The sequence below is a fragment of the Vibrio mexicanus genome (genome assembly GCF_001012815.1).
GTDB lineage: Bacteria > Pseudomonadota > Gammaproteobacteria > Enterobacterales > Vibrionaceae > Vibrio > Vibrio mexicanus.
On sequence record NZ_JYJP01000109.1, the window covers coordinates 52393 to 73714 of the forward strand.

The 21322-nt window shown below is 46.0% G+C and carries 11 protein-coding genes and 5 pseudogenes; 10 read left to right on the forward strand and 6 right to left on the reverse strand.

Translation table 11 applies throughout. The features are described from left to right. Window positions 1-31: 31 nt before the first annotated feature. A pseudogene (locus UA76_RS16555) lies at window positions 32-1670 on the forward strand (CTP synthase). 77 nt (window positions 1671-1747) lie between these two features. Then, window positions 1748-3048, forward strand: a pseudogene (eno, locus tag UA76_RS16560) (phosphopyruvate hydratase). A 309-nt stretch (window positions 3049-3357) separates the two neighbouring features. Here eno and UA76_RS16565 read toward each other — a convergent pair. Then, window positions 3358-4567: pseudogene (locus UA76_RS16565) on the reverse strand (multifunctional CCA addition/repair protein). Window positions 4568-4656: 89 nt separating this feature from the next. Between UA76_RS16565 and UA76_RS16570 the strand changes: the two are divergent. Both UA76_RS16570 and UA76_RS16575 read left to right on the forward strand, forming a co-directional pair. Beyond that, on the forward strand, window positions 4657-6306 hold the full coding sequence (locus tag UA76_RS16570; RefSeq protein WP_047048434.1) for an ExeA family protein: 1650 nt from the start codon (window positions 4657-4659) through the stop codon (window positions 6304-6306). Then, window positions 6306-7109: a general secretion pathway protein GspB gene (locus UA76_RS16575; RefSeq protein ID WP_047048437.1), complete on the forward strand. Its 804-nt coding sequence runs from the start codon at window positions 6306-6308 to the stop codon at window positions 7107-7109. The genes UA76_RS16570 and UA76_RS16575 overlap by 1 nt, the downstream gene beginning before the upstream one ends. 102 nt (window positions 7110-7211) lie before the next feature. Here UA76_RS16575 and UA76_RS16580 read toward each other — a convergent pair whose 3' ends face one another. The 3 genes from UA76_RS16580 to UA76_RS16590 all read right to left on the reverse strand — a co-directional run bounded on the left by UA76_RS16580 (window position 7212) and on the right by UA76_RS16590 (window position 10051). Next, window positions 7212-7823: a TIGR04211 family SH3 domain-containing protein gene (locus UA76_RS16580; RefSeq protein WP_047048441.1), complete on the reverse strand. Its 612-nt coding sequence runs from the start codon at window positions 7821-7823 to the stop codon at window positions 7212-7214. Window positions 7824-7980: 157 nt separating this feature from the next. Continuing rightward, the gene (locus UA76_RS16585; RefSeq protein WP_047048444.1) at window positions 7981-9240 is read right to left on the reverse strand and encodes an inorganic phosphate transporter; all 1260 of its coding nucleotides are present in this window, start codon (window positions 9238-9240) and stop codon (window positions 7981-7983) included. 130 nt (window positions 9241-9370) lie between these two features. Then, window positions 9371-10051, reverse strand: a complete 681-nt coding sequence (locus UA76_RS16590; protein ID WP_047048448.1) for a TIGR00153 family protein — start codon at window positions 10049-10051, stop codon at window positions 9371-9373. 204 nt (window positions 10052-10255) lie between these two features. On the opposite strand from UA76_RS16590, the gene UA76_RS16595 reads away from it, so the two are divergent. Next, the gene (locus UA76_RS16595; RefSeq protein WP_047048704.1) at window positions 10256-11776 is read left to right on the forward strand and encodes a CYTH and CHAD domain-containing protein; all 1521 of its coding nucleotides are present in this window, start codon (window positions 10256-10258) and stop codon (window positions 11774-11776) included. Between the two features lie 81 nt (window positions 11777-11857). Here the strand turns inward: UA76_RS16595 and UA76_RS16600 are convergent, their stop codons facing one another. Then, on the reverse strand, window positions 11858-12625 hold the full coding sequence (locus UA76_RS16600) for a potassium channel family protein (RefSeq protein WP_047048450.1): 768 nt from the start codon (window positions 12623-12625) through the stop codon (window positions 11858-11860). A gap of 91 nt (window positions 12626-12716) precedes the next feature. Between UA76_RS16600 and UA76_RS16605 the strand changes: the two are divergent. The 3 genes and pseudogenes from UA76_RS16605 (at window position 12717) to hldE (ending at window position 18444) form a co-directional block, all read left to right on the forward strand. Beyond that, window positions 12717-13972 (forward strand): annotated as a pseudogene (locus UA76_RS16605) (methyl-accepting chemotaxis protein). 115 nt (window positions 13973-14087) lie between these two features. Next, a pseudogene (glnE, locus tag UA76_RS16610) lies at window positions 14088-16933 on the forward strand (bifunctional [glutamate--ammonia ligase]-adenylyl-L-tyrosine phosphorylase/[glutamate--ammonia-ligase] adenylyltransferase). An 80-nt stretch (window positions 16934-17013) separates the two neighbouring features. Continuing rightward, window positions 17014-18444: a bifunctional D-glycero-beta-D-manno-heptose-7-phosphate kinase/D-glycero-beta-D-manno-heptose 1-phosphate adenylyltransferase HldE gene (gene hldE, locus UA76_RS16615; protein WP_047048455.1), complete on the forward strand. Its 1431-nt coding sequence runs from the start codon at window positions 17014-17016 to the stop codon at window positions 18442-18444. A 105-nt stretch (window positions 18445-18549) separates the two neighbouring features. Here hldE and tolC read toward each other — a convergent pair whose 3' ends face one another. Beyond that, a complete protein-coding gene (gene tolC / locus UA76_RS16620; RefSeq protein WP_047048458.1) occupies window positions 18550-19881 on the reverse strand; it encodes an outer membrane channel protein TolC in 1332 nt (443 codons plus the stop codon). 234 nt (window positions 19882-20115) lie between these two features. Here tolC and nudF point away from each other — a divergent pair, with 234 nt between their 5' ends. Both nudF and UA76_RS16630 read left to right on the forward strand, forming a co-directional pair. Further along, complete coding sequence (gene nudF / locus UA76_RS16625; protein WP_047048461.1) at window positions 20116-20745, forward strand: ADP-ribose diphosphatase; 630 nt, start codon at window positions 20116-20118, stop codon at window positions 20743-20745. Continuing rightward, window positions 20733-21176, forward strand: coding sequence for a DUF1249 family protein (locus UA76_RS16630; RefSeq protein ID WP_047048464.1), 444 nt, complete (start codon window positions 20733-20735; stop codon window positions 21174-21176). Before nudF ends, UA76_RS16630 begins: the two co-directional genes overlap by 13 nt. Window positions 21177-21322 lie beyond the last annotated feature (146 nt).

Here is a 21322-nt window from a genome sequence, read left to right on the forward strand (position 1 = left end):
TTTCCCTCATTCAACCAATTTCAGGTTAAACATGACGACAAATTACATTTTTGTTACTGGCGGGGTTGTATCCTCTCTAGGTAAAGGTATTGCAGCAGCATCTCTTGCAGCTATTCTAGAAGCTCGTGGTCTAAAAGTGACTATGATGAAGCTTGACCCTTACATCAACGTTGACCCAGGCACAATGAGCCCTACTCAACATGGTGAAGTGTTCGTCACGGAAGATGGCGCTGAAACTGACCTTGACCTTGGTCACTACGAGCGTTTCATTCGTACCAAGATGACCAAGCGTAACAACTTCACTGCAGGTCGTGTTTACTCAGACGTTCTAGCTAAAGAGCGCCGCGGCGACTACCTTGGTGCAACTATTCAGGTTATCCCTCACATCACTAACTCAATCAAAGACCGCGTAATTGCTGGTTCTGAAGGCCACGACGTTGCTATCGTTGAAGTTGGTGGTACGGTTGGTGATATCGAATCTCTACCATTCATGGAAGCGATTCGTCAGCTAGCAGTTGAACTCGGTCGTGAGCGTGCTATGTTTATGCACCTGACACTGGTTCCATATCTTGCAGCTGCGGGCGAAGTGAAAACTAAGCAACTCAGCACTCAGTTAAAGAACTACTGTCTATCGGTATTCAGCCAGATATCCTTGTTTGCCGAAGCGATCGCATGATCCCTGCAAACGAGCGTAAGAAGATTGCTCTATTCTGTAACGTTTCAGAAAAAGCAGTAATCTCAATGAAGGACGTAGATTCAATCTATAAGATCCCTCAACTAATCAAATCTCAAGGTCTTGATGATCTTGTATGTACTCGTTTTGGTATCAACGCACCAGAAGCTGACCTGTCTGAATGGGAACAGGTTATCTATGAAGAAGCGAACCCAACGGGTGAAGTCACGATTGGTATGGTTGGTAAGTACATTGAACTGCCAGATGCATATAAATCTGTGAACGAAGCACTTAAGCATGCGGGTCTTAAGAACCGTTTAAGTGTGAAGATCAAGTACGTAGATTCTCAAGATGTTGAGTCTAAAGGTGAAGAAGCTCTTCAAGGCCTTGACGCAATTCTTGTTCCTGGTGGCTTTGGTGACCGTGGTGTTGAAGGTAAGATCCTTGCTGCAAAATACGCACGTGAAAACAAAGTACCTTACCTAGGTATCTGCTTAGGTATGCAAGTGGCACTGATTGAATAGCACGTAACGTTGCGGGTATGGAAGGTGCACATTCAACAGAATTCAACAAAGAGACGAAGTACCCAGTGGTTGGTCTAATCACTGAGTGGGTAGATGGCGAAGGTAACGTTGAAGAACGTACTGAAAAATCTGACCTAGGTGGTACTATGCGTCTTGGTTCACAGCTGTGTCACCTAGAAAAAGGCACAAAAGCGCGTGAGCTTTACGGTAATGCAACGATTCACGAGCGTCACCGTCACCGTTATGAAGTAAACAATAATTTGCGTCCACAGATTGAAAAAGCAGGCTTAAAAGTATCAGGTCTGTCTGCGGACAAGAAGCTTGTTGAAGTGATTGAGAACCCTGCTCATCCATGGTTTGTAGCAGCTCAGTTCCACCCAGAGTTCACTTCAACACCTCGCGATGGTCACCCACTATTCGCAGGTTTCGTGAAAGCGGCTGGTGAATACCAACGCGGCGAATTAGAGAAGTAAAGGATACGGGCAGCAGCGTTAGTAGTGCTGCTGCCTTTAATTTTGACATTATATATTCAACGAGAAGGAAACATTCAATGTCTAAGATCGTTAAAGTTCTAGGTCGTGAAATCATCGATTCACGTGGTAACCCAACTGTAGAAGCTGAAGTACACCTAGAAGGCGGTTTCGTAGGTATGGCTGCTGCTCCATCTGGCGCATCAACTGGTTCACGTGAAGCTCTTGAGCTACGTGACGGCGACAAAGCTCGTTTCCTAGGTAAAGGTGTTCTTAAAGCTGTTGAAGCTGTAAACGGCGAAATCGCTGAAGCTCTAGTTGGTAAAGACGCTAAAGACCAAGCTGCAATCGACGCAGTAATGATCGAGCTAGACGGTACTGACAACAAATCTAAGTTTGGTGCTAACGCAATCCTAGCGGTTTCTCTAGCTAACGCTAAAGCTGCTGCAGCGGCTAAAGGCATGCTCTATACGAGCACATCGCTGAGCTAAACGGTACTGCTGGTCAGTTCTCTATGCCTCTACCAATGATGAACATCATCAACGGTGGTGAGCACGCAGACAACAACGTTGACATCCAAGAGTTCATGATCCAACCAGTTGGTGCTAAGACTCTTAAAGAAGCTCTACGTATCGGTGCAGAAGTATTCCACAACCTAGCTAAAGTTCTTAAGTCTAAAGGCTACAGCACTGCAGTTGGTGACGAAGGTGGTTTCGCTCCTAACCTTAAGTCTAACGCTGAAGCTCTAGAAGTTATCGCAGAAGCTGTTGCAGCTGCTGGTTACGAACTAGGTAAAGACGTTACTCTAGCTATGGACTGTGCAGCATCTGAGTTCTTCGACAAAGAAGCTGGCATCTACAACATGAAAGGCGAAGGTAAGACTTTCTCTTCTGAAGAGTTCAACCACTACCTAGCTGAGCTAGCAAGCAAGTTCCCAATCGTTTCTATCGAAGACGGTCTAGACGAGTCTGACTGGGATGGCTTCAAGCACCAAACTGAACTACTAGGTGACAAGCTTCAACTAGTAGGTGACGACCTATTCGTTACTAACACTAAGATCCTTGCTGAAGGTATCGAGAAAGGCGTAGCTAACTCTATCCTTATCAAGTTCAACCAAATCGGTTCTCTAACTGAGACTCTAGCTGCAATCAAGATGGCTAAAGACGCGGGTTACACAGCTGTAATCTCTCACCGTTCTGGCGAAACTGAAGATGCAACTATCGCTGACCTAGCGGTAGGTACTGCTGCAGGTCAAATCAAGACTGGTTCTATGAGCCGTTCTGACCGTGTTGCTAAGTACAACCAACTAATCCGTATCGAAGAAGCTCTAGGTGCTAAAGCTCCTTACAACGGTCTTAAAGAAGTTAAAGGTCAAGCTTAATTCTTAGTTGAATTAACTGATTAAAGCTTTGAAACGCTCTACTTCGGTAGGGCGTTTTTTTATTTTTGTAGAAAATGGCGGTAAGAAGCTCTAGGTTCTAAAGCTCCTCCTTTTTACAACGTAAGCGGTCTTAAAGAAGTTAAAGGTCAAGCTTAATTCTTAACTGAATAAGTTTAACTTACGCTTTGAATGCCCTGCTTTATGCGGGGCATTTTTTGTCTGCGAGGTAGTGGCGTTAGGCTACAAAGCTCTTCTGTTGATACAAAAACACCTCGGCAAGCCGAGGTGTTTTAGATTTTAATTGTGCTACTACAGGGCAGCAATCGCCGCAACTCTACGTTTTTCCATCTCATCTCGAATGGCTTTACCTTGATGACCGTCTTTAATCACCTCTTGAACATTGACGCTCAAAGCGGCTTGATAGGCTTGTTCGAAAATCGCTTTCTGCGGATACTCTATATCTTCAAAGCCAGTTCGACCACGGCTGTCTGCCATACAGCATAGTAGGATATCTTCGAGTCTTTCTGGTTTACGCCACACATCAAAATGGTTCAGCACTTTTAACTTGGTCGCGGGCTTGAGCTCTGCCGCGCGGTGTATGTTCGAGTGCTGCTCACAAACGAACAGAGAAAGTTCTTTGAACTCATTGGGGACTCGAATCCGTTCACACAGCTTCTTAATGAGCTTAAGACCGGTATGGCAGTGCATTTTATGGCTTGGCCACTCTTTTTCTGGCGTGATGCCTTTGCCAAGATCATGCAGCTGAGCGGCGAAACGAACAGGCAGAGAGTCTGAGAGTAGCGCAGCTTGCTGAGCAACCATCAATGTATGAACCCCAGTATCAATTTCTGGGTGCCATTTCTCTGGTTGCGGGACACCGAATAGCTTATCTATTTCTGGAATGACGACTGCGAGAGCGCCACACTTCCTTAAAACGTCTAGGAAAATGTGAGGGCTTTGCGTGGACAGTGATTTATGCCATTCCTGCCAAACACGTTCAGGTGTTAGGCTCTCCAGTTCACCAGATCCTGCAATCTGCGCCATTAACACTAGGGTCTCATCGGCAACAGTAAAGCAAGGTGATGAAATTTAGCAGCAAAACGAGCCACGCGTAATACGCGTAGAGGATCTTCAATAAAGGCGTCAGAGACATGACGCAGAGTACGATTGTCGAGGTCTTCTTGACCACGATAAGGATCAATAATCTGTCCATCGGTATCTCGTGCCATGGCGTTGATCGTTAAGTCTCGGCGTAAAAGATCATCTTCGAGAGATACATCGGGTGCAAAGTAGCAATCAAAGCCTGTGTAGCCTTGGCCTGTTTTACGCTCGGTGCGAGCTAACGCATGCTCTTCCTTTGATTTAGGGTGCAGGAAAACAGGGAAATCTTTACCTACAGCTGTATAGCCAAGCTCTAGCATATTCTCTGGCGTGCCACCTACGACCACCCAATCCTTGTCATAGACGGGCATATTAAGGAGTTGATCTCGAACCGCCCACCGACTAAATAAATTTGCACCTTGTTACCTCGAATTTTTTGCGTGTGCCATTGGCTATTATGAGCTGCAATGGTACTTTTCCTGTTAGGACAATTATAGAGATGTGCGAGTGTATAAGGAATTTTTTGGTTGTGCAGAGCTGCCATTTTCAATAGTACCCAACTCACGCTACCTATTTTTAAGCCCAAGGCACAAGGAAGCGATCTTTCACCTTGAATCTGGCTTAGGAGACGGTGGTGGTTTCGCGATGCTAACTGGGGAAGTTGGTACGGGTAAGACAACAGTCGCGAAAGCGATGTTGAAGTCTCTAGATGACTCGACACAAGCTGGCTTTATTCTCAACCCGACTTTCTCAAGCAATGAGCTTCTAGAAGCCATTTGCGATGAGTTCCGCTTGGATTATGCGGCTGGAGATAGCCTGAAACAGCTTAGTGACACGATACATCGCTTTCTATTAGAAAATCACAGTAAGCAAATTCAAACCTTGTTGGTGATTGATGAGGCTCAGCATTTATCCATTGATGTGTTGGAGCAGCTGCGTCTGTTAACTAACTTGGAGACAGAGCGCACTAAGTTGCTAAAGGTGCTCTTGGTTGGGCAGCCCGAGCTGCAACAAAAACTCAAGCTTCCGCAATTGCGTCAATTAGCTCAAAGGATCACCGGTCGATATCACTTGTTACCGCTCGATGCTCAAGAAACGAGTAAATACATTCGCTTTCGTTTGGAGCGTTCAGGGGCAAGCGCAGAGCTGTTTTCATCTCGCAGCATCCGACATATCGCAACCGCTACATCGGGTATTCCAAGGTTAATCAATCTTGTTTGTGATGCTTCTCTTAAGCATGCCTATTCAGTCGGAGAGCAAATTCCATCTTTTAAAACGGTTGAACTAAGCTGCGATCAAGTGATGGCATTTCAATTTCAACCTAACCCTAGCGCTTCTAAGAAAAAGAGTGGCTCTGGCTGGTTAGTGGTTTGTGCGATTAACGGGGTACTGCTAGCTATTCCTAGTTACTATTATATGCCGAAGCTGGCTCATAACACGATTGCCCAAGTGATAGAAAATCAGCACCCTACTGTGGAGCCAGTGAAAGTCGAAACCGAGCAATTGGCCACTGCATTTACGGAGCTTTTAAAAAAGGCGAATCAACAAGATAGCGCAATTACTGACCTTTACCATTTGTGGGGTCACCAAGCGTCGGTTATCGACAAAATGTGTGATGGTCAAAGTACCAACTTTCGCTGCGTTCGCCGCTTGGGCAATTGGCAGCAGGTCATTGAGCAAAACAAACCAGTAGTCCTCACTCTGCAGTATCAAGGTGAGACCGCGTATGCCACGCTTTATCAAGCGGATGCGCAATATGTGGATCTTTTGTTAGCAGGTAAGCGAGTACAGATTGAGCGACGCTGGATTGATGAGCTTTGGGTCGGTGAGTATTACACCGTGTGGCAGGCTTTTTGGAATCAAACCTTGAGAGAGGGCATGCGAGGGGAGTCGGTTTCAGTACTCGATACTAAGCTCTCTGCACTGTTGGGAGAAGAACCAGGACAAGGCCTTGTGTTTGACCGCCATTTAAAAAATAAGGTCGAGCTTTTCCAACGCTGGCAAAATATGGATGTTGATGGCATCGCCGGTCGACAGACGCTTTCTCAATTAGAAAAATTGAGCCAAGAAAACCCGCCGACCCTAGAACCTCAAAGATCTCAACCTCAAAGTTCGCAGTCTCAAGAGGTTACCGCTTTAAACGAGGATGATGTCTAATGTCTAAAATTTTAGCGGCTTTAGAGCAGTCAGAGCAGAATCACCAAGCGCAAACGATGCCTTATAGTGGCGCCGAACGTGTTAATGAAGTGAAAGAGAACTGGGCGCCAAAAGGTCTGTTGTTCATAGCGCTGCCAGCAGTGATTGCTGCCACAGTCGGTATCGCGCAAGAGTACATCAAACAGAAATCCAGCTTTGTACCGTTGCCTAGCTCTGAAGAAGTAGTGGTGGATGCGTATTTTGCTGAACTGGCTTATCCAACGTTCGTAGAGCGAGAGTTATCCTCGGTACCTCAAGTTGCTGCTGTCGCCTCACAACCGAATCAAACGTCGTTAATCGCGACCAACATAGTTGAAAGTCCACCTAACCCAACAACACTAGAATCTCCCCAAGTTTTACCCGAAACAGTCTCACCCGAAATAGACTTATCAGAGATTGATTTAAGTGAGTTTTCGCCTTTGCTCGCACAGCGAGTGGAATCGGCTTTAGCTCAAACTCAGTTCCAAGAGACTAGTTCAAATAAACCAAGCTCAAGTGGTTCTGATTCGCAACAAGATTTTGCCGTTGATCTGATATCTCAATCAAATCGCTATATCGGTAAGTTGCCAGCGTTGAATTTCCAAACTCACGTGTACTCAAGCAATGTTGGCAAGCGTTGGGTTCGTGTCAATGGTGTGGAGTATGTTGAAGGAGATTGGGTATCCGATGATGTTCAACTGATAGGTATTGAACCGCAATCGACCAAAGTTCGATTTGAACGAGAAGTTATTGAGATACCTGCACTCTATGATTGGCAAGGGTAAGGATTGGCAAGGTTTAGCTCGTTTAAATAGGTACATTACTTTGGACGGTATATGAAAAACAAAAAGGAGCACAATGTGCTCCTTTTTCAATTTGAGTTGCTATTACGCCCAGCCGTTTGGTGACTTCTTACGACGAGGAATAAGGTGTGGAAGCAGTAAACCAAAGATTAAACCACCGCCTGCAACACCACCACCGTACATGAAGTACTTAAGCAGCAGATCTTCTTTTTGAGTGTCTAAACGTGCACGAAGCTCGCGAATTTCTGTTTGAGACGCTGTTAGCTGAGTGCTGATTTCGCTGTAGCTTTGCTCAAGGTCGGCAATTTGCTGGTTGCGTGTTTCTAGAGACTCAACCAAGCCTGCTTTTTCGCTGTCAGCGTTGCTACGTGCATTTGCCAGCTTTGATTTCACATCAGCTAATTCTTTTTCTAGCTTAGGAAGACGCACGCCCATGCTTTCTTGGCGAGTCACAAAGCGAGTCTCAACCCAACCTTTACGACCACGGCTATCTGTAATTTGAGAGTAGCCTGAATCTCTGTCTGTGCTTAGTAGAGTAACTTTATCACCCGCATCGACACTGCCGATGATACGGAATTGATTGCTTGGACCTGAGTGCATGTAGGTAAATAGTTTATCTGCGATATAGCGGTCTTGAGCAAGCGCAGCTGGGACGACCAGCATAGAGGCTAAAACCATGCAAATCAGTTTCTTCACGGTAAATCCTTTAACAATATTTGGGAATGTCATTATGCATTGGGCAAATAGTATGAAGTTTCGCAGGGCTGTGCAACAAAGAAGGGAGGCAAAGCCTCCCTTTATGTGCGTTTGAGTCAATAATGACAGTGCGCTCACAAAGCGCTGACGTTTTTGCTTAAACGAACATGCCTTGAATGCCGTAGAAGAATACGACAGCTAGTAGAGCACCAGCAGGCAGTGTGACAATCCAAGAAGCAACGATGTTACGAACTACGCCAAGGTTCAGTGCTGCAATACCGCGGGCAAAGCCAACACCCAGAACCGCACCAACCAAGGTTTGTGTGGTTGAAATTGGCAGACCTGTACCTGACGCAAGTACAACCGTACAAGCTGTTGCAAGCTGCGCTGCGAAGCCACGGCTTGGTGTAAGTTCAGTGATGCCGGTACCAACCGTTGCCATTACCTTGTGACCAAGGGTTGCTAGGCCGACAACGATACCAAAACCACCCAGAGGAAGAATCCACCAAGCAATCGTGCTCTTACCTGAGATTTCACCCATATGTTCAACAGTAGACACTACCGCAGACAGTGGACCAATCGCGTTTGCAACATCGTTTGAACCGTGAGCGAATGCCATCGCACAGGCAGTGATAACCATTAGCACGCTGAAGATCCCTTCTACGCCAGCAAAACCGTGGTCGTCTTCGCGGTTAGCAAATTTCTTCTGGATGTAGATGTAACCGCCAATCATAACAAGTGCAGAAACACCTGCCGCCCATGCCCATGCTTCGAAACCAGTTAGATGAAGACCAACGTGCTTAAGGCCTTTTTTGATGGTAACCAGTGCGATCACCATTGTGGTGATGAACATGTACACAGGTACAAAACGCTTAGCGTTAAATAGAGGTTTCTCAGTATCAAAGATTAGACGCTGTGCACTAACGAAAATAACGTACGCGAAGAAACCGGAAATAACAGGTGTGATAACCCAGCTACCTACGATGCCTTTCACACTGCCCCAGTCAACCGCTTCAGTACCAACAGACACACAAGCGAAACCGATGATAGCGCCGATGATTGAGTGAGTCGTTGAAACTGGCCAGCCCATGTAAGAGGCTAAAAGAAGCCAAGTACCAGCCGCAAGGAGGGCGGAGAGCATACCAAACACGAGAACATCTGGTTGGTGTGCAAAGAGGTCTGTGTCAATTACACCACGGCGAATCGTATCGGTTACTTCACCACCTGCAAGGTAAGCACCTGCAAATTCGAAGATCATCGCGATAATGATCGCTTGTTTAACCGTTAGAGCTTTAGAGCCGACTGAGGTGCCCATTGCGTTCGCAACGTCATTCGCACCAATACCAATCGCCATCAAAAAACCGAAAGCGGCTGCAATAAGAATGAGGACAGTGCCGTGGTTAGCAATTATATCCATCGTAATACCTAGATTTGTTATAACAAGCGGAGCAAATTTTAAGCGCAATTAACCCATCGGTAATGAAAATAATCATCACCTAGCCGGTTGAGTTTAAATTATGCTCTTCGTTATTGAGTTAACTTATGAATTATGAGCGAGATAGCATAACTTCCAGACGAGCGCCCACACGTTGCGCTTGGTCTGCAATTCCGCCAACCCATTCAAGAATTTTGTACAAGAACATCACATCGACAGGGTTCAAGTCTTTCTCTACGCCCATAAGTTGTTGGCGTAGCTGAACTTGCATCGCGTCAGTGTCATCTTCAATGACATCAAGCTGGTGGATCATTTCAGCCACAAGAGTTACCTCTCGGCCTTTGAATCCAGTTTCCAGTAACTCGTCTAACTCGTTAATCACTTTCTGTGCTTGATCTGCTGCATCTAGGCAACGTTTCACGTAAGCGATGAAGTTTTCTTGAAGAGCTTCTGGGATGACAAGTTGACGGCCGTATACGCGACCAGCAATGTCTTTAGCAAGGTTTGCAAGTTTGTCTTGCTGAGTTAGCAACTCAAGCATGTCGGTACGATCAACCGGCATAAACAAACCGCGAGGAAGTTTGAGACGAATTTCACGTTTGAGTACGTCCGCTTCTTTCTCTAGGTGAGAAATTTGAGCGCGAATTTCAGCCGCTTTTTCCCAGTCACCTTTTGAAGATACTTCAAAAAAGTTCACTAGGTGTGAGCAACACTCGTTCACGCAAACAACGTGACGCTGCAAAGGCTTAATTGGGGACTTTGCAAATAACCCCATAATCGTATTCACTGGCATGGTCGTTCAACCTAAATGTATAACCTAAAAAGAACATACACCATTTCATGGTGAAATGTTGAGCGATGGCTATAAAGGCGCGCATGTTAACCCATTAAATCCCTCATTTAAACTGTTTTAGATCATCATTAGGGCGATATTTCACACTTGCTACGTGTGGAAATTGGCAATATCCTGTTGCTATCTGCTTTGAAAGGTATAGATATGGAAACCGAGATAGAACTGAAGTTTTTTGTTTCTCCTGATTTTTCAGATGTTTTACTGGAAAAAATCTCCGAAGCAAAAGTGCTTCAGCACAGTTGTCGTGAGTTAGGAAATACTTACTTTGATACCGCTGACAACTGGCTTAGAGGGCATGACATCGGCTTACGTATTCGTCGATTTGATGATGTTTTTGTTCAAACCGTGAAAACGGCTGGACGCGTAGTCGCAGGTTTGCACCAAAGACCTGAATATAATGCTGAACACAACTCCAACGAGCCAGATTTGTCTTTGCATCCAGAAGATATTTGGCCACAGGGAAGAACTTTCTCTGAAGTTCAGCAGCAGTTAACGCCTCTTTTCTCGACTAACTTCACTCGTGAGCAGTGGCTAATTGGCATGCCAGATGGCAGCCAAATCGAAGTGGCTTTCGATCAAGGCTTGGTTATCGCGGGTGATAAAGAAGATCCTATCTGTGAAGTTGAGTTAGAACTTAAATCTGGCCAAGCGGATTCATTATTCACTTTGGCTCGCACATTATGTGAAGCAGGCGGCATGCGCCTAGGCAACTTAAGTAAAGCCGCGCGTGGTTACCGCTTAGCTCAGGGGCACGAAGAAGATGAAGTTAAAGAGCTGACATTAGTCGCGACAGACAAAAACGACACGGTTGAGTCTTGCTTCATTAATACCTTAGAACACGCGCTTTCTCATTGGCACTATCACGAGCAGATTTACTCAGAAAGAGAATCGAATGAGGCGCTGCACCAAATTCGCCAATCCATCAGTTTTATTCGACAAACGTTGACCATTTACGGTGGCATTGTACCGCGTCGCGCCAGTGCTATCTTGAGACAAGAACTGAAATGGCTAGAGCAAGAGCTTGAGTGGCTGCAAGAGTTTGACTACCTTGATGACCTGTTAGAAGACAAAGGCCACGTACTGCGTAAACTGGATGCTCGTAAGTTCCTCGTTGGGGAACTTAAAGTGATGCAAGAACAGCTGCCTGATCGAGAAAGTAACTTAACGTTATTGTCTTCGGCACGTTATACCGGTCTTCTGTTGGATCTTAGCCGTTGGATTTTGAGCCGAGGTTGGCAGCCCTTCCTCGATGAAAAAGCCCGACAAAAAATGGCGCGTAATATCTTGCCGTTTTCTGTCCAGCAATTAGACCGCACTTGGGCAGAGCTGATGGAAGCTTTCCCACCGGAGCGCACGCTATCTCGTCAAGAATACATCGATCAGCAATACCGCTTGATGCGTAACTTATACACTGGGCTTGGTTTTGCAAGTTTGTATGATGCCGACGAGCGCAACAGCTTCCGCTTACCATGGGCTGACTTGATGCAGGGCATTGATGACCTGTTGATGCTAAAGCCGCTTGCGAATCTCATGGATAAGCTTGATGGCGAAGAAGAGCGTGAGCAGTTAGAGCGATGGCTTTTCCGCCAAGAAACATCCATTTTGCACGCTATGGAGCAAACGCGCTTAATTAGTGTTGAAGCTGCCCCATACTGGCAAGAGTAATCGAAACCCAGTTTTCTATCCTAAAGGCCTAGTGAATGATCACTAGGCCTTTTGTTTATGGCGCAATAATAAATGGACCGCCTACGTCTTTTTTTCTAGCTGCTCGAGCCTATCTTCAATGGCTTCCAATCGCTGTATAATTTTCGTTTGATGCTGAGTGATCTCTATTAATAAACGTTCTTTGTTCTCTGAGCGGCTCTCTTGTTGCTTGGTTGGAGAGGTAATGAGGGAAGTGATCAAACCTGAAATCATACCGAACAAGCCCACACCGGAAACGATCAACCCAGCCGCGAGTAATTTGCCGGAATCGGTCACGGGGTAGTGATCCCCATAGCCGACGGTCGATATAGTCACTAGCGCCCACCACATGGCGTCGCCTGCATTATCTATATTGGACTCGGGATTCGGCCCTTCAAGAAACAGCATGACGCTTGAACCCACCGCCATTAACACCACCATCAACAAGATAATGGAGGCTAACGTCGTCTCTGTGCGGTTGCGAGTAAGAAGGGCGGCGATGTTTTGGCTTGACCGAAGCAGTAATATGACTCGCAAAATTTGGAAAATCCGTGCATATCTCAGCGGTTCAATCAAAGGGATACTTGCGACGTAATCTATCCAATGTTTTTTCAAGAATTGCACACGATCTGTGGCGCGGATCATATCTATAGTCAACTGTATGATGAATACGCTACAGATCAGGAAGTCTAAGCCGATAAGGACCTGACGAGTTTCATGGTCGACAGGCAAAAAGAGCAAGCTTGAGATCACAAATAGCGCCATGAATGACAGGATTAGTGACAATAAGCTCATAGGTTTAGTGCTGTCTTTGTTATCATCTTTATTCATACGAAGCTCGAAATAAATATCGGGTAAGTTTTTTAACCCTCTAAATCTTTGGGTTAAAAATCAATATATAAGACTTAGTGGAGAACTGACAATGACGACTTTGGCATTTAAGCATGGGAAAAGGTAATTACCAATACACGCCTTATCCCTAAGATGGTCATGCTCATGGTGTTTAGTACCGTACTAATCATCGGTAAGCAGCTCTGGGACGCGAGTACTTTTTATGATTCGTTGGTGGCAGCGACTCAAAGCACTGAAATCGCTCAAGAACATTACCAAGCCTACTTGGTAAAAATCGTTTGGCAAACTGCCGCAATGGTCGTTGTTTTTGTGGTTCTTCTTTTGTTCGCAGCCCGTGTTATGTTGCGACAAACTCAATACCTGAGCGAATCGATTAAGAAGATGGCAAGCCGTGACCTATCGCAGCCAATCCATATGGATTGTAAAGATGAATATGGCGATGTCGCGCGTGAACTTGAAAAGACACGAGTTCAGCTACAAGAAATGATTAAGATGCAAGTGACCTCTTCTCAAGAGCTAGCCGGCCTGACTGAAATCATGACACTAAGCATGTCTGAGACAAAAGAATCAGCTCAAGAAGAGTTTAATGAAATTGATCAGCTTGCTACCGCAATGAGCGAAATGACCTCAACGGTCCAAACGGTTGCTGAACATGCACAAAGCGCTTCTAGTTTAACGGAAAGCGCTTCAGGTCAAGCAGAAACCGGTCAACGCTTTGTTCAAGATAGCGTCGATAAAATGAGTGTGCTGTCGCAAGACATTTCGGCATCGGCACAAGCAGTAAACCAAGTTGAAGAAAGTGTGGATTCAATCGGCAGTGTGGTCGGTACTATCCAAGGTATTTCTGAGCAAACCAACCTTCTAGCATTGAACGCGGCGATTGAAGCAGCACGTGCCGGCGAAGCGGGTCGTGGCTTTGCGGTTGTTGCGGATGAAGTTCGTAACCTAGCGCAGCGCACTCAACAAGCAACGGTTGAGATTCAAGAGATGATCACTCAGTTACAAACCAGCGCAAATTCAGCGGTAGAGTTGATGGAGAAAAGTGTGGTTGAAGCGGCAACGGGTGTGGAGCTTGTGACGAACGCTGGCTCTGAGCTTGATGGCATTGTGGCTCAAGTTAATCAGATCAATGACATGAACTTCCAAATTGCAACAGCGGCAGGTCAGCAAAGCAGTGTCGCGGAAGAGATGAACCAGAACCTAACCAACGTACGAGAGTTGGTAGAAGCGTCGGTAACCGTGGTCAGTGAGCTGCTTGAAACGTCAGAAATCATGCAGACCAATGCGGAAGAGTTAGACGGAAAGATCACGTCCTTTAAAGTCTAATTGATGATAACTCTATGAAAAACGCCCACATTGATACTGTGGGCGTTTTTTATTGCGCTAAGTTTGATATAAATAGAGACATAACTCGTCGCGCTAGTCTCAACAAGGAAGAACAATGCAATTGCCTGCTCAGCTAACCACACAGGTTGATCCTCACCTTTCTCAATTACTCGAACAACATCAAGCTACTTTTGATGCATGGCCCGAAGATTTGCAGAGCCAACTCAGCTACGTGTGCACCTTGAGTCAATTCGTTTGCGAGACGCTACAAAGAGATGAAGCATTGGTGGACCAATTGCCTTCAATGCTGGCTCAAGAAGAAAGATGTCAAAGCTATCGAGAGCGGCTAGCGGCCCTGCTTGCTGACTGTAGTGATGAAATGAGTAGTCATCGCGTGCTGCGTCAATTTCGTAATCGTGAGATGGTCTATATTGCTTGGCGTGATTTTACTCAGTCGTGGCCGCTTGAAGAGAGTTTGGCCCATCTGTCTTGTTTGGCAGAGGCGATGATTTTTGAAACCTACCAATGGCAGTACCAAATTTGCTGCAACGAGTGGGGCACACCCTGTAATGAGCAAGGCGAAGCTCAGCCAATGCTAATCATTGGTATGGGTAAATTGGGTGGTGGCGAGCTCAACTTCTCTTCTGATATCGATTTGATCTTCACTTACCCAGAGAACGGCGAAACCCAAGGCGCTAGGCGCTCAATTGCCAATGCACAGTTCTTTACACGTCTCGGGCAGCGTGTGATTAAAGCGTTAGACCAGCAGACTTTTGATGGCTTCTGTTATCGAGTTGATATGCGTTTACGCCCGTTTGGCGAAAGTGGCCCCTTGGTGATGAGCTACGCGGCACTGGAAGACTACTACCAAGAGCAAGGGCGAGATTGGGAGCGTTACGCGATGATCAAAGCACGCGTAATGGGACGTGAAATGTACCCAGAGTACCAAGAGCTGCGCCAGATGCTTCGCCCGTTCGTATTCCGACGTTACATCGACTTTAGCGCGGTTCAATCTCTGCGCCGCATGAAATCGATGATTAGTAGTGAGGTTCGTCGCCGTGGCTTAAGCAACAACATTAAGCTCGGTGCGGGCGGCATTCGTGAAATCGAATTTATCGCGCAGGTTTTCCAGCTTATTCGTGGTGGGCGTGAGCCTAGCCTTCGCCAGCGAGGCCTACTCGAAACTTTAGAGGCGATTGATGAGTTACATCTGCTTGATAAGCAAGAAGTACAGAATTTGTCCGATGCCTATAAGTATCTACGTAGGCTAGAAAACTTACTTCAAGCCATGGCGGATAAACAAACTCAAACTTTACCTGATAACGATATTGAACAGCTAAAGCTGGCGGTTGCCATGGGGTATCAAGAGTGGACGGAGCTAGTTGTCGATACTCAAACTCACATGAAAGCAGTTCACGCTGTCTTCGACCAATTGATTGGCCAAGAGGAAGAAGAAAGCACGAGCGTAGCGAAACACTTCCATGAACTGTGGGATATGGCCCACAAGCAAGATGTGATTGAAGATGTGCTCGAAAAAGATGTGCACCTTAATGATGTAGAAGTTCATGCCCAAACGATCATTCAGTTCAAGCAAGATTTAGCGAAGAAGACATTGGGGCCTCGCGGACGCGAAGTGCTAAATCGATTGATGCCTAAAATCTTCCAAGCCCTATTCACCAATAAAGATGCGCAGTTTGGCTTATCTCGAGTGCTTCACCTGCTGCATAAAATCGTTACTCGCACAACGTATCTTGAGTTGCTTGATGAACATCAGGCTGCGCTTACTCAATTAGTCCGCCTATGTACGGCAAGTCCAATGATCTCAGAGCAGCTAGGGCGTTATCCAATCCTTCTGGATGAGCTGATTGACCCGCAGCAGCTTTATAACCCAGTTCCGTTGGAGTCTTATAAAACTGAGCTTCGCGATTTTCTCGCACGCATTCCTGAAGATGATATGGAACAGCAGATGGAGCGCTCAGGCAGTTCAAGCAGATCTGTATGCTTAGAATTGCCGCCGCCGATATCGCAGAAGTACTGCCAGTCATGAAAGTGAGTGACCACTTAACTTATCTTGCTGAAGCGATTGTTGAAGCGGTGGTGAACCAAGCTTGGCTGCAAGTGGTCGAAAAGTTTGGAGAACCGTCCCACCTTAAAGATCGCGAAGGCAAAGGTTTTGCGGTTATTGGCTACGGCAAAGTGGGCGGTTGGGAGCTTGGCTACAACTCCGACTTAGATATTGTGTTTATGCATGATTGCCCTGTTCATGCTTATACGGATGGAAAAAAAGAGATTGATGGCAGGCAGTTTTATCTGAGACTTGCTCAGCGCATCATTCATATTTTCTCAACTCGTACGGCTTCAGGCATTTTGTATGAAGCGGATACGCGTTTACGCCCTTCAGGTGCGTCGGGGTTATTGGTGAGCCCGACGGAAGCATTTGATGAGTATCAGCATAAAGAAGCTTGGACATGGGAGCATCAGGCATTGGTGCGTGCACGTATGATTTATGGTGATGCGCCGCTGCAACAAGCCTTTGGTGAAACGCGTCATACCATTTTGTCATTAGAGCGAGCAGAACCAGAACTTAAACAGCAAGTCGCGGACATGCGGATGAAGATGCGCGACCACCTTGGCGGGAAGAAAGCTGGACGATTTATGCTTAAGCAAGATCCGGGTGGGATTACCGATGTTGAGTTCTTAGTTCAGTATTTGGTGTTGCGTTTTAGTCATGAGAAGCCAAAACTGACTAAATGGTCGGATAACGTGCGGATCATTGAGTCGCTAATCTCGCAAGGAATTCTTGATGAAGGCCCTGCGATGGCGCTTATCAATGCGTACACAACTATGCGCGACCAAATACATCATAGAAACCTGCTTAATCTGGATGCTGATGTTGATGAGCAGAAACTGCAGCAAGAGCGAGAGTGGGTTCGTCAAGTATGGAATCAATGGCTTGGATAAGTTGCTCGCGACTTATCAAGAATTGTTTGCCATTGATAATCTGATACACTCTGCGCTGAAACAAAAATTGGAGATCCATAATGAAACCAATCCTACCTGATTACAGTGATGCTGGCGTACTCATCATCGGTGATGTCATGCTTGACCGCTATTGGTACGGCCCAACTGGCCGCATCTCACCAGAAGCGCCTGTGCCTGTAGTGAAAGTAGAGAATAACGAAGAACGCCCGGGTGGTGCTGCAAACGTGGCAATGAACATTGCTTCGCTTGGCGGTAAGGCGCACATCGTTGGTTTAACGGGTCAAGATGAACCTGCGAGTGTTCTGCAAGATACGTTGAGCTCACTGAATGTGACTTGCGATTTCGTTGCGTTAGAAGATTTCCCAACCATTACTAAACTTCGTGTGTTAAGCCGCGGGCAACAACTGATTCGTTTAGACTTTGAAGACAAGTTTGAAAACACGGATCCAGAGCTTGTGCTTAGCCGCATGGAAAAAGCGCTACCAAATAGCAAGTCAGTGATTTTGTCTGACTATGCAAAAGGCGCGCTTGAACATGTTCAACAGTTCATCCAAAAAGCTCGTGCGGCGAATGTACCTGTATTTATCGACCCTAAAGGTGCCGATTTCGAACGTTACCGTGGCGCAACACTTCTGACGCCTAATATGGCAGAGTTTGAGTTGGTTGTCGGCCCAGTGAAGTCGGAAGAAGAGCTGGTCGAGAAAGGGTTAGAGCTTATCGAACGCCATGACTTTGAGGCACTTCTTGTTACTCGCAGTGAGCATGGCATGACGCTACTTCGCCGCGGACAAGAACCTTTCCATCTGCCTACTTTGGCAAAAGAGGTGTACGACGTAACGGGTGCGGGCGATACGGTTATCTCTGTATTGGCTGCCTCTGTCGCTGCGGGTAAACCACTGGATGAAGCGTGTGCATTAGCCAATGCAGCCGCAGGTGTGGTTGTCGGCAAGTTGGGCACATCAACCCTTTCTACTATTGAACTGGCGGAAGCGATTCACGGTAGCCAAGACACCGACTATGGTGTGATTGCTGAATCAGCGTTGATTGAAGCGGTGAAGCAAGCGCGCGCGAAAGGTGAAAAGGTGGTGATGACCAATGGCTGTTTTGATATTTTGCATGCAGGTCATGTGTCTTACCTAAACCACGCTGCAGAGCTTGGTGATCGTCTGATTGTTGCGGTGAATACCGACGATTCAGTCAAACGTCTTAAAGGCCCTGGCCGACCAGTTAATCCAACCGATCGCCGAATGGCGGTATTGGCTGGTTTAGGTGCGGTGGATTGGGTTGTACCATTTAGCGAAGATACGCCTCAGCGTCTGATCTCTGAAGTGCTGCCAAGCCTATTAGTGAAAGGCGGCGATTACAAACCGGAAGAAATTGCGGGTGGCAAAGAAGTGATTGCCGCTGGCGGTGAAGTTAAAGTGCTTAACTTTGAAGATGGTTGCTCAACTTCTGGGATTATCGAAGCGATTAAAGGTGGCCGTGGTTAATCTCATCCACTAGGTTGTTGCCTCTAGCAAAGAGTGAGAAAGCTAGCAAAAACAAGAAAAAAGCCGTTGAAGAAATTCAACGGCTTTCGTTTATCTAGAGGGTCGTTAGTTTGCTGGCTTTAGGCCTGCATCGATATCTAGAATTTCTTGTTCGCTTAGCGTACCGATAGCTTGACGAAGTTGAAGCTCACTTAGGATGTAGCTGTAACGTGCGTTAGATAGGCTCTTGTTCGCATCGTATAGACGGCGAGTTGCATCTAATACGTCAACGATTGTACGAGTACCCACATCGAAACCGGCTTCCGTTGCTTCTAGAGCAGATTGTGCAGAAATCACAGTTTGTTCAAAGGCACGCAGGGCACCAATAGAGGCCGTGATGTTGTTGTTCTGTGCACGTACATTCTTCACTACGCCACGGTAAGTCGCCTCAAGATCTTGGCTTGCAGATACGTAGGCAAACTCAGCTTGTTTGGTTTGCGATGTAATGTTGCCACCTGTGTAGAGAGGTACGACCAAGTTCAAACCAATATTGAAGTTGTCTTGATCAAAGTTACTGTTCAATTGGTCACTTTTCGATTGATCAAGGAACTGGTAGCCACCATCAAGGGTGATGGATGGTAGGTGACCAGATCTTGCTAGCGAAATGTTGTCGCGAGCGATGTCTTGCGCAATACGAGCCGTTAGTAAGCTCAAGTTTTTCTCTTGTGCTTGTTCGATCAGTTCATTGACTGATGATGCTGATTTACGAGCTGCGAAACGGTCTGTATCTAGAATGTTTAGCGCAGTGTGCTCTTGACCTGTGATTTCACGCAGGCCTTCGTAGCTGTTTACCAGATCGTTCTCAGCTAATACTTCTTGAGCAAGCACTGAGTCAAACTGAGCTTGTGCATCATGAACGTCAGTGATTGCTGATAGACCTACTTCAAAACGTTGTTTTGTTTGTTCTAGTTGTCGACCAACGGCGGCTTTTTCTGCACGAACAAACTCAAGGTTGTCTTGTGCGCTAAGCACCGCGAAATATGCGTCTGCAACTCGGAAGATCAGATCTTGTTGTATGGTTGCGTAAGCCGCGTCTGCTTGACGAGCCGACTTCTCAGCTGTCTCTAGAGTAATCCAGCTTGAACGTTGATAAAGCTCTTGTGAGAAGCCAATGCCAGCGGTTAACTGATTGTTATCAATGCTTGTAGAACCGACACCGTCAATATCACGATCACCACGGTTTAGGTTGTAACCCGCCGTTAAGTTAATTTGAGGTAATAGAGTACTGCGTGAACTGTTAACTGCTTCGAATGCAGCATCACGTTGAGCAGCTGCTCCTAATAGCGTAGGGTCGTTTTCTTTTGCTTGGTTATAGATTTCAGTTAGGGTGTCCGCCCAAACTGTGCTACTCATGCTACCGATTGCAGCACTAATAAATAGAGGAAGCAGTTTTTTCATTGGTCCTATTCCTGCCAAGGGTGAAAGGTGAATTCTTCAAATTCTAACTCAAATTGGCGCTAAAACACGCATTACTTTGCAGTTTTTTACATCAATATAGAAATCGATCATCAGTAAATAGTCAAAATTTAAAAAAAGTGACAATTCTTGTATAAAAAGTTGAACCAGATCCTTGGTGCTATAGTGTCTATCTGAGTACACTACACGATTCTCTTACTTAGAGAGGCACTTATAATGCAACAACCTCAAAAAAAACCGCAAACTTTTCGCCGAGAAGATGTGCAAATCATCTCAAAAGAGACTTTGTTTCAAGGTTTCTTCAAGATGGTGAAGTACAAGTTCAAGCATAAACTGTTTGAAGGGGGTTGGAGTGGCCCGGTTGAACGAGAGATGTTTGAACGAGGTCATGCTGCTGCAATGCTTCCATACGACCCTAGCTCAGACAGTGTCGTGATTATTGAGCAGATCCGTGTTGGAGCTCTGGAACATGACTCTCCTTGGCAATTAGAAATTGTCGCGGGCATTATTGATACGGATGAGTCTGCGGAAGATGTGGTGCGACGTGAGTGCGTTGAAGAAGCGGGCGTTGAGGTGTCTGAGCTAGAGAAAGTGACTTCTTACTATCCATCTTCGGGCGGATGCTCTGAAAAGCTAGACGTGTATGTGGGTCGCGTTGATGCTTCTAAAGCGTATGGCGTTCATGGTTTAGACTATGAAGATGAAGACATTCGCGTTCAGGTGATGAGCCGACAAGAGGCTTATCAATTGGTCGTCGATGGTCAGTTAGAAAACGGTGCGTCGATCATTGCTCTGCAGTGGTTGGAGCTGAATTACGAGCGATTACAGGCAAAATGGCAGGCTTAGCGACAAATCGTCCGTATCACGTTGATTTATGTGAACTCATGCGTGTGTACGAGACAAACTATGCGAAGTTGAACGCATTAATACCCTCTCAACCTGAGGTGGGGGATGTGCGCTGCTACCAAGCTGTGAACATGACGTATCAGCTACATGTGGAAGAGGTCACAAAGTACACGACTCTGGTGGAGATTTGTCAAAGTGATGACGTTCCGGTATTTCCATTGCCGAAAATGTCTGTCAGGCTTTATCACGATGCAAGAGTTGCTGAGGTTCACCAAAGTGACCAAATGCAACGTATCAAAGCGCATTATGATTACCCTAATGACAAGATGATTCAGAAGGATGAGAAGGCACAACTGAATCGATTTTTAGGGGATTGGCTAACTTTTTGCCTTAAACACGGTATCAGCCGTGCACCATTGGATATTAGTTAACACTTATCGATAAAGAAGAAACTCGCAGATGAAGCGATCAGCAGATAATAGTTAGCAAAAATACTTAACTAAAATAATTAGCGAACAATAGAAGAAAGGGTACTGAGGTTTAATTTGTCGTCACAGTCATCACAATCACAACCGAT

Excerpts from the sequence above, each read along its gene's own strand:
- nudF (WP_047048461.1), top strand. The coding sequence starts at position 20,116 with ATGCAACAACCTCAAAAAAAACCGCAAACTTTTCGCCGAGAAGATGTG.
- UA76_RS16600 (WP_047048450.1), bottom strand. The coding sequence starts at position 12,625 with ATGAATAAAGATGATAACAAAGACAGCACTAAACCTATGAGCTTATTG.
- hldE (WP_047048455.1), top strand. The coding sequence starts at position 17,014 with ATGAAACCAATCCTACCTGATTACAGTGATGCTGGCGTACTCATCATC.
- UA76_RS16585 (WP_047048444.1), bottom strand. The coding sequence starts at position 9,240 with ATGGATATAATTGCTAACCACGGCACTGTCCTCATTCTTATTGCAGCC.
- UA76_RS16595 (WP_047048704.1), top strand. The coding sequence starts at position 10,256 with ATGGAAACCGAGATAGAACTGAAGTTTTTTGTTTCTCCTGATTTTTCA.
- UA76_RS16575 (WP_047048437.1), top strand. The coding sequence starts at position 6,306 with ATGTCTAAAATTTTAGCGGCTTTAGAGCAGTCAGAGCAGAATCACCAA.
- tolC (WP_047048458.1), bottom strand. The coding sequence starts at position 19,881 with ATGAAAAAACTGCTTCCTCTATTTATTAGTGCTGCAATCGGTAGCATG.
- UA76_RS16590 (WP_047048448.1), bottom strand. The coding sequence starts at position 10,051 with ATGCCAGTGAATACGATTATGGGGTTATTTGCAAAGTCCCCAATTAAG.
- UA76_RS16630 (WP_047048464.1), top strand. The coding sequence starts at position 20,733 with ATGGCAGGCTTAGCGACAAATCGTCCGTATCACGTTGATTTATGTGAA.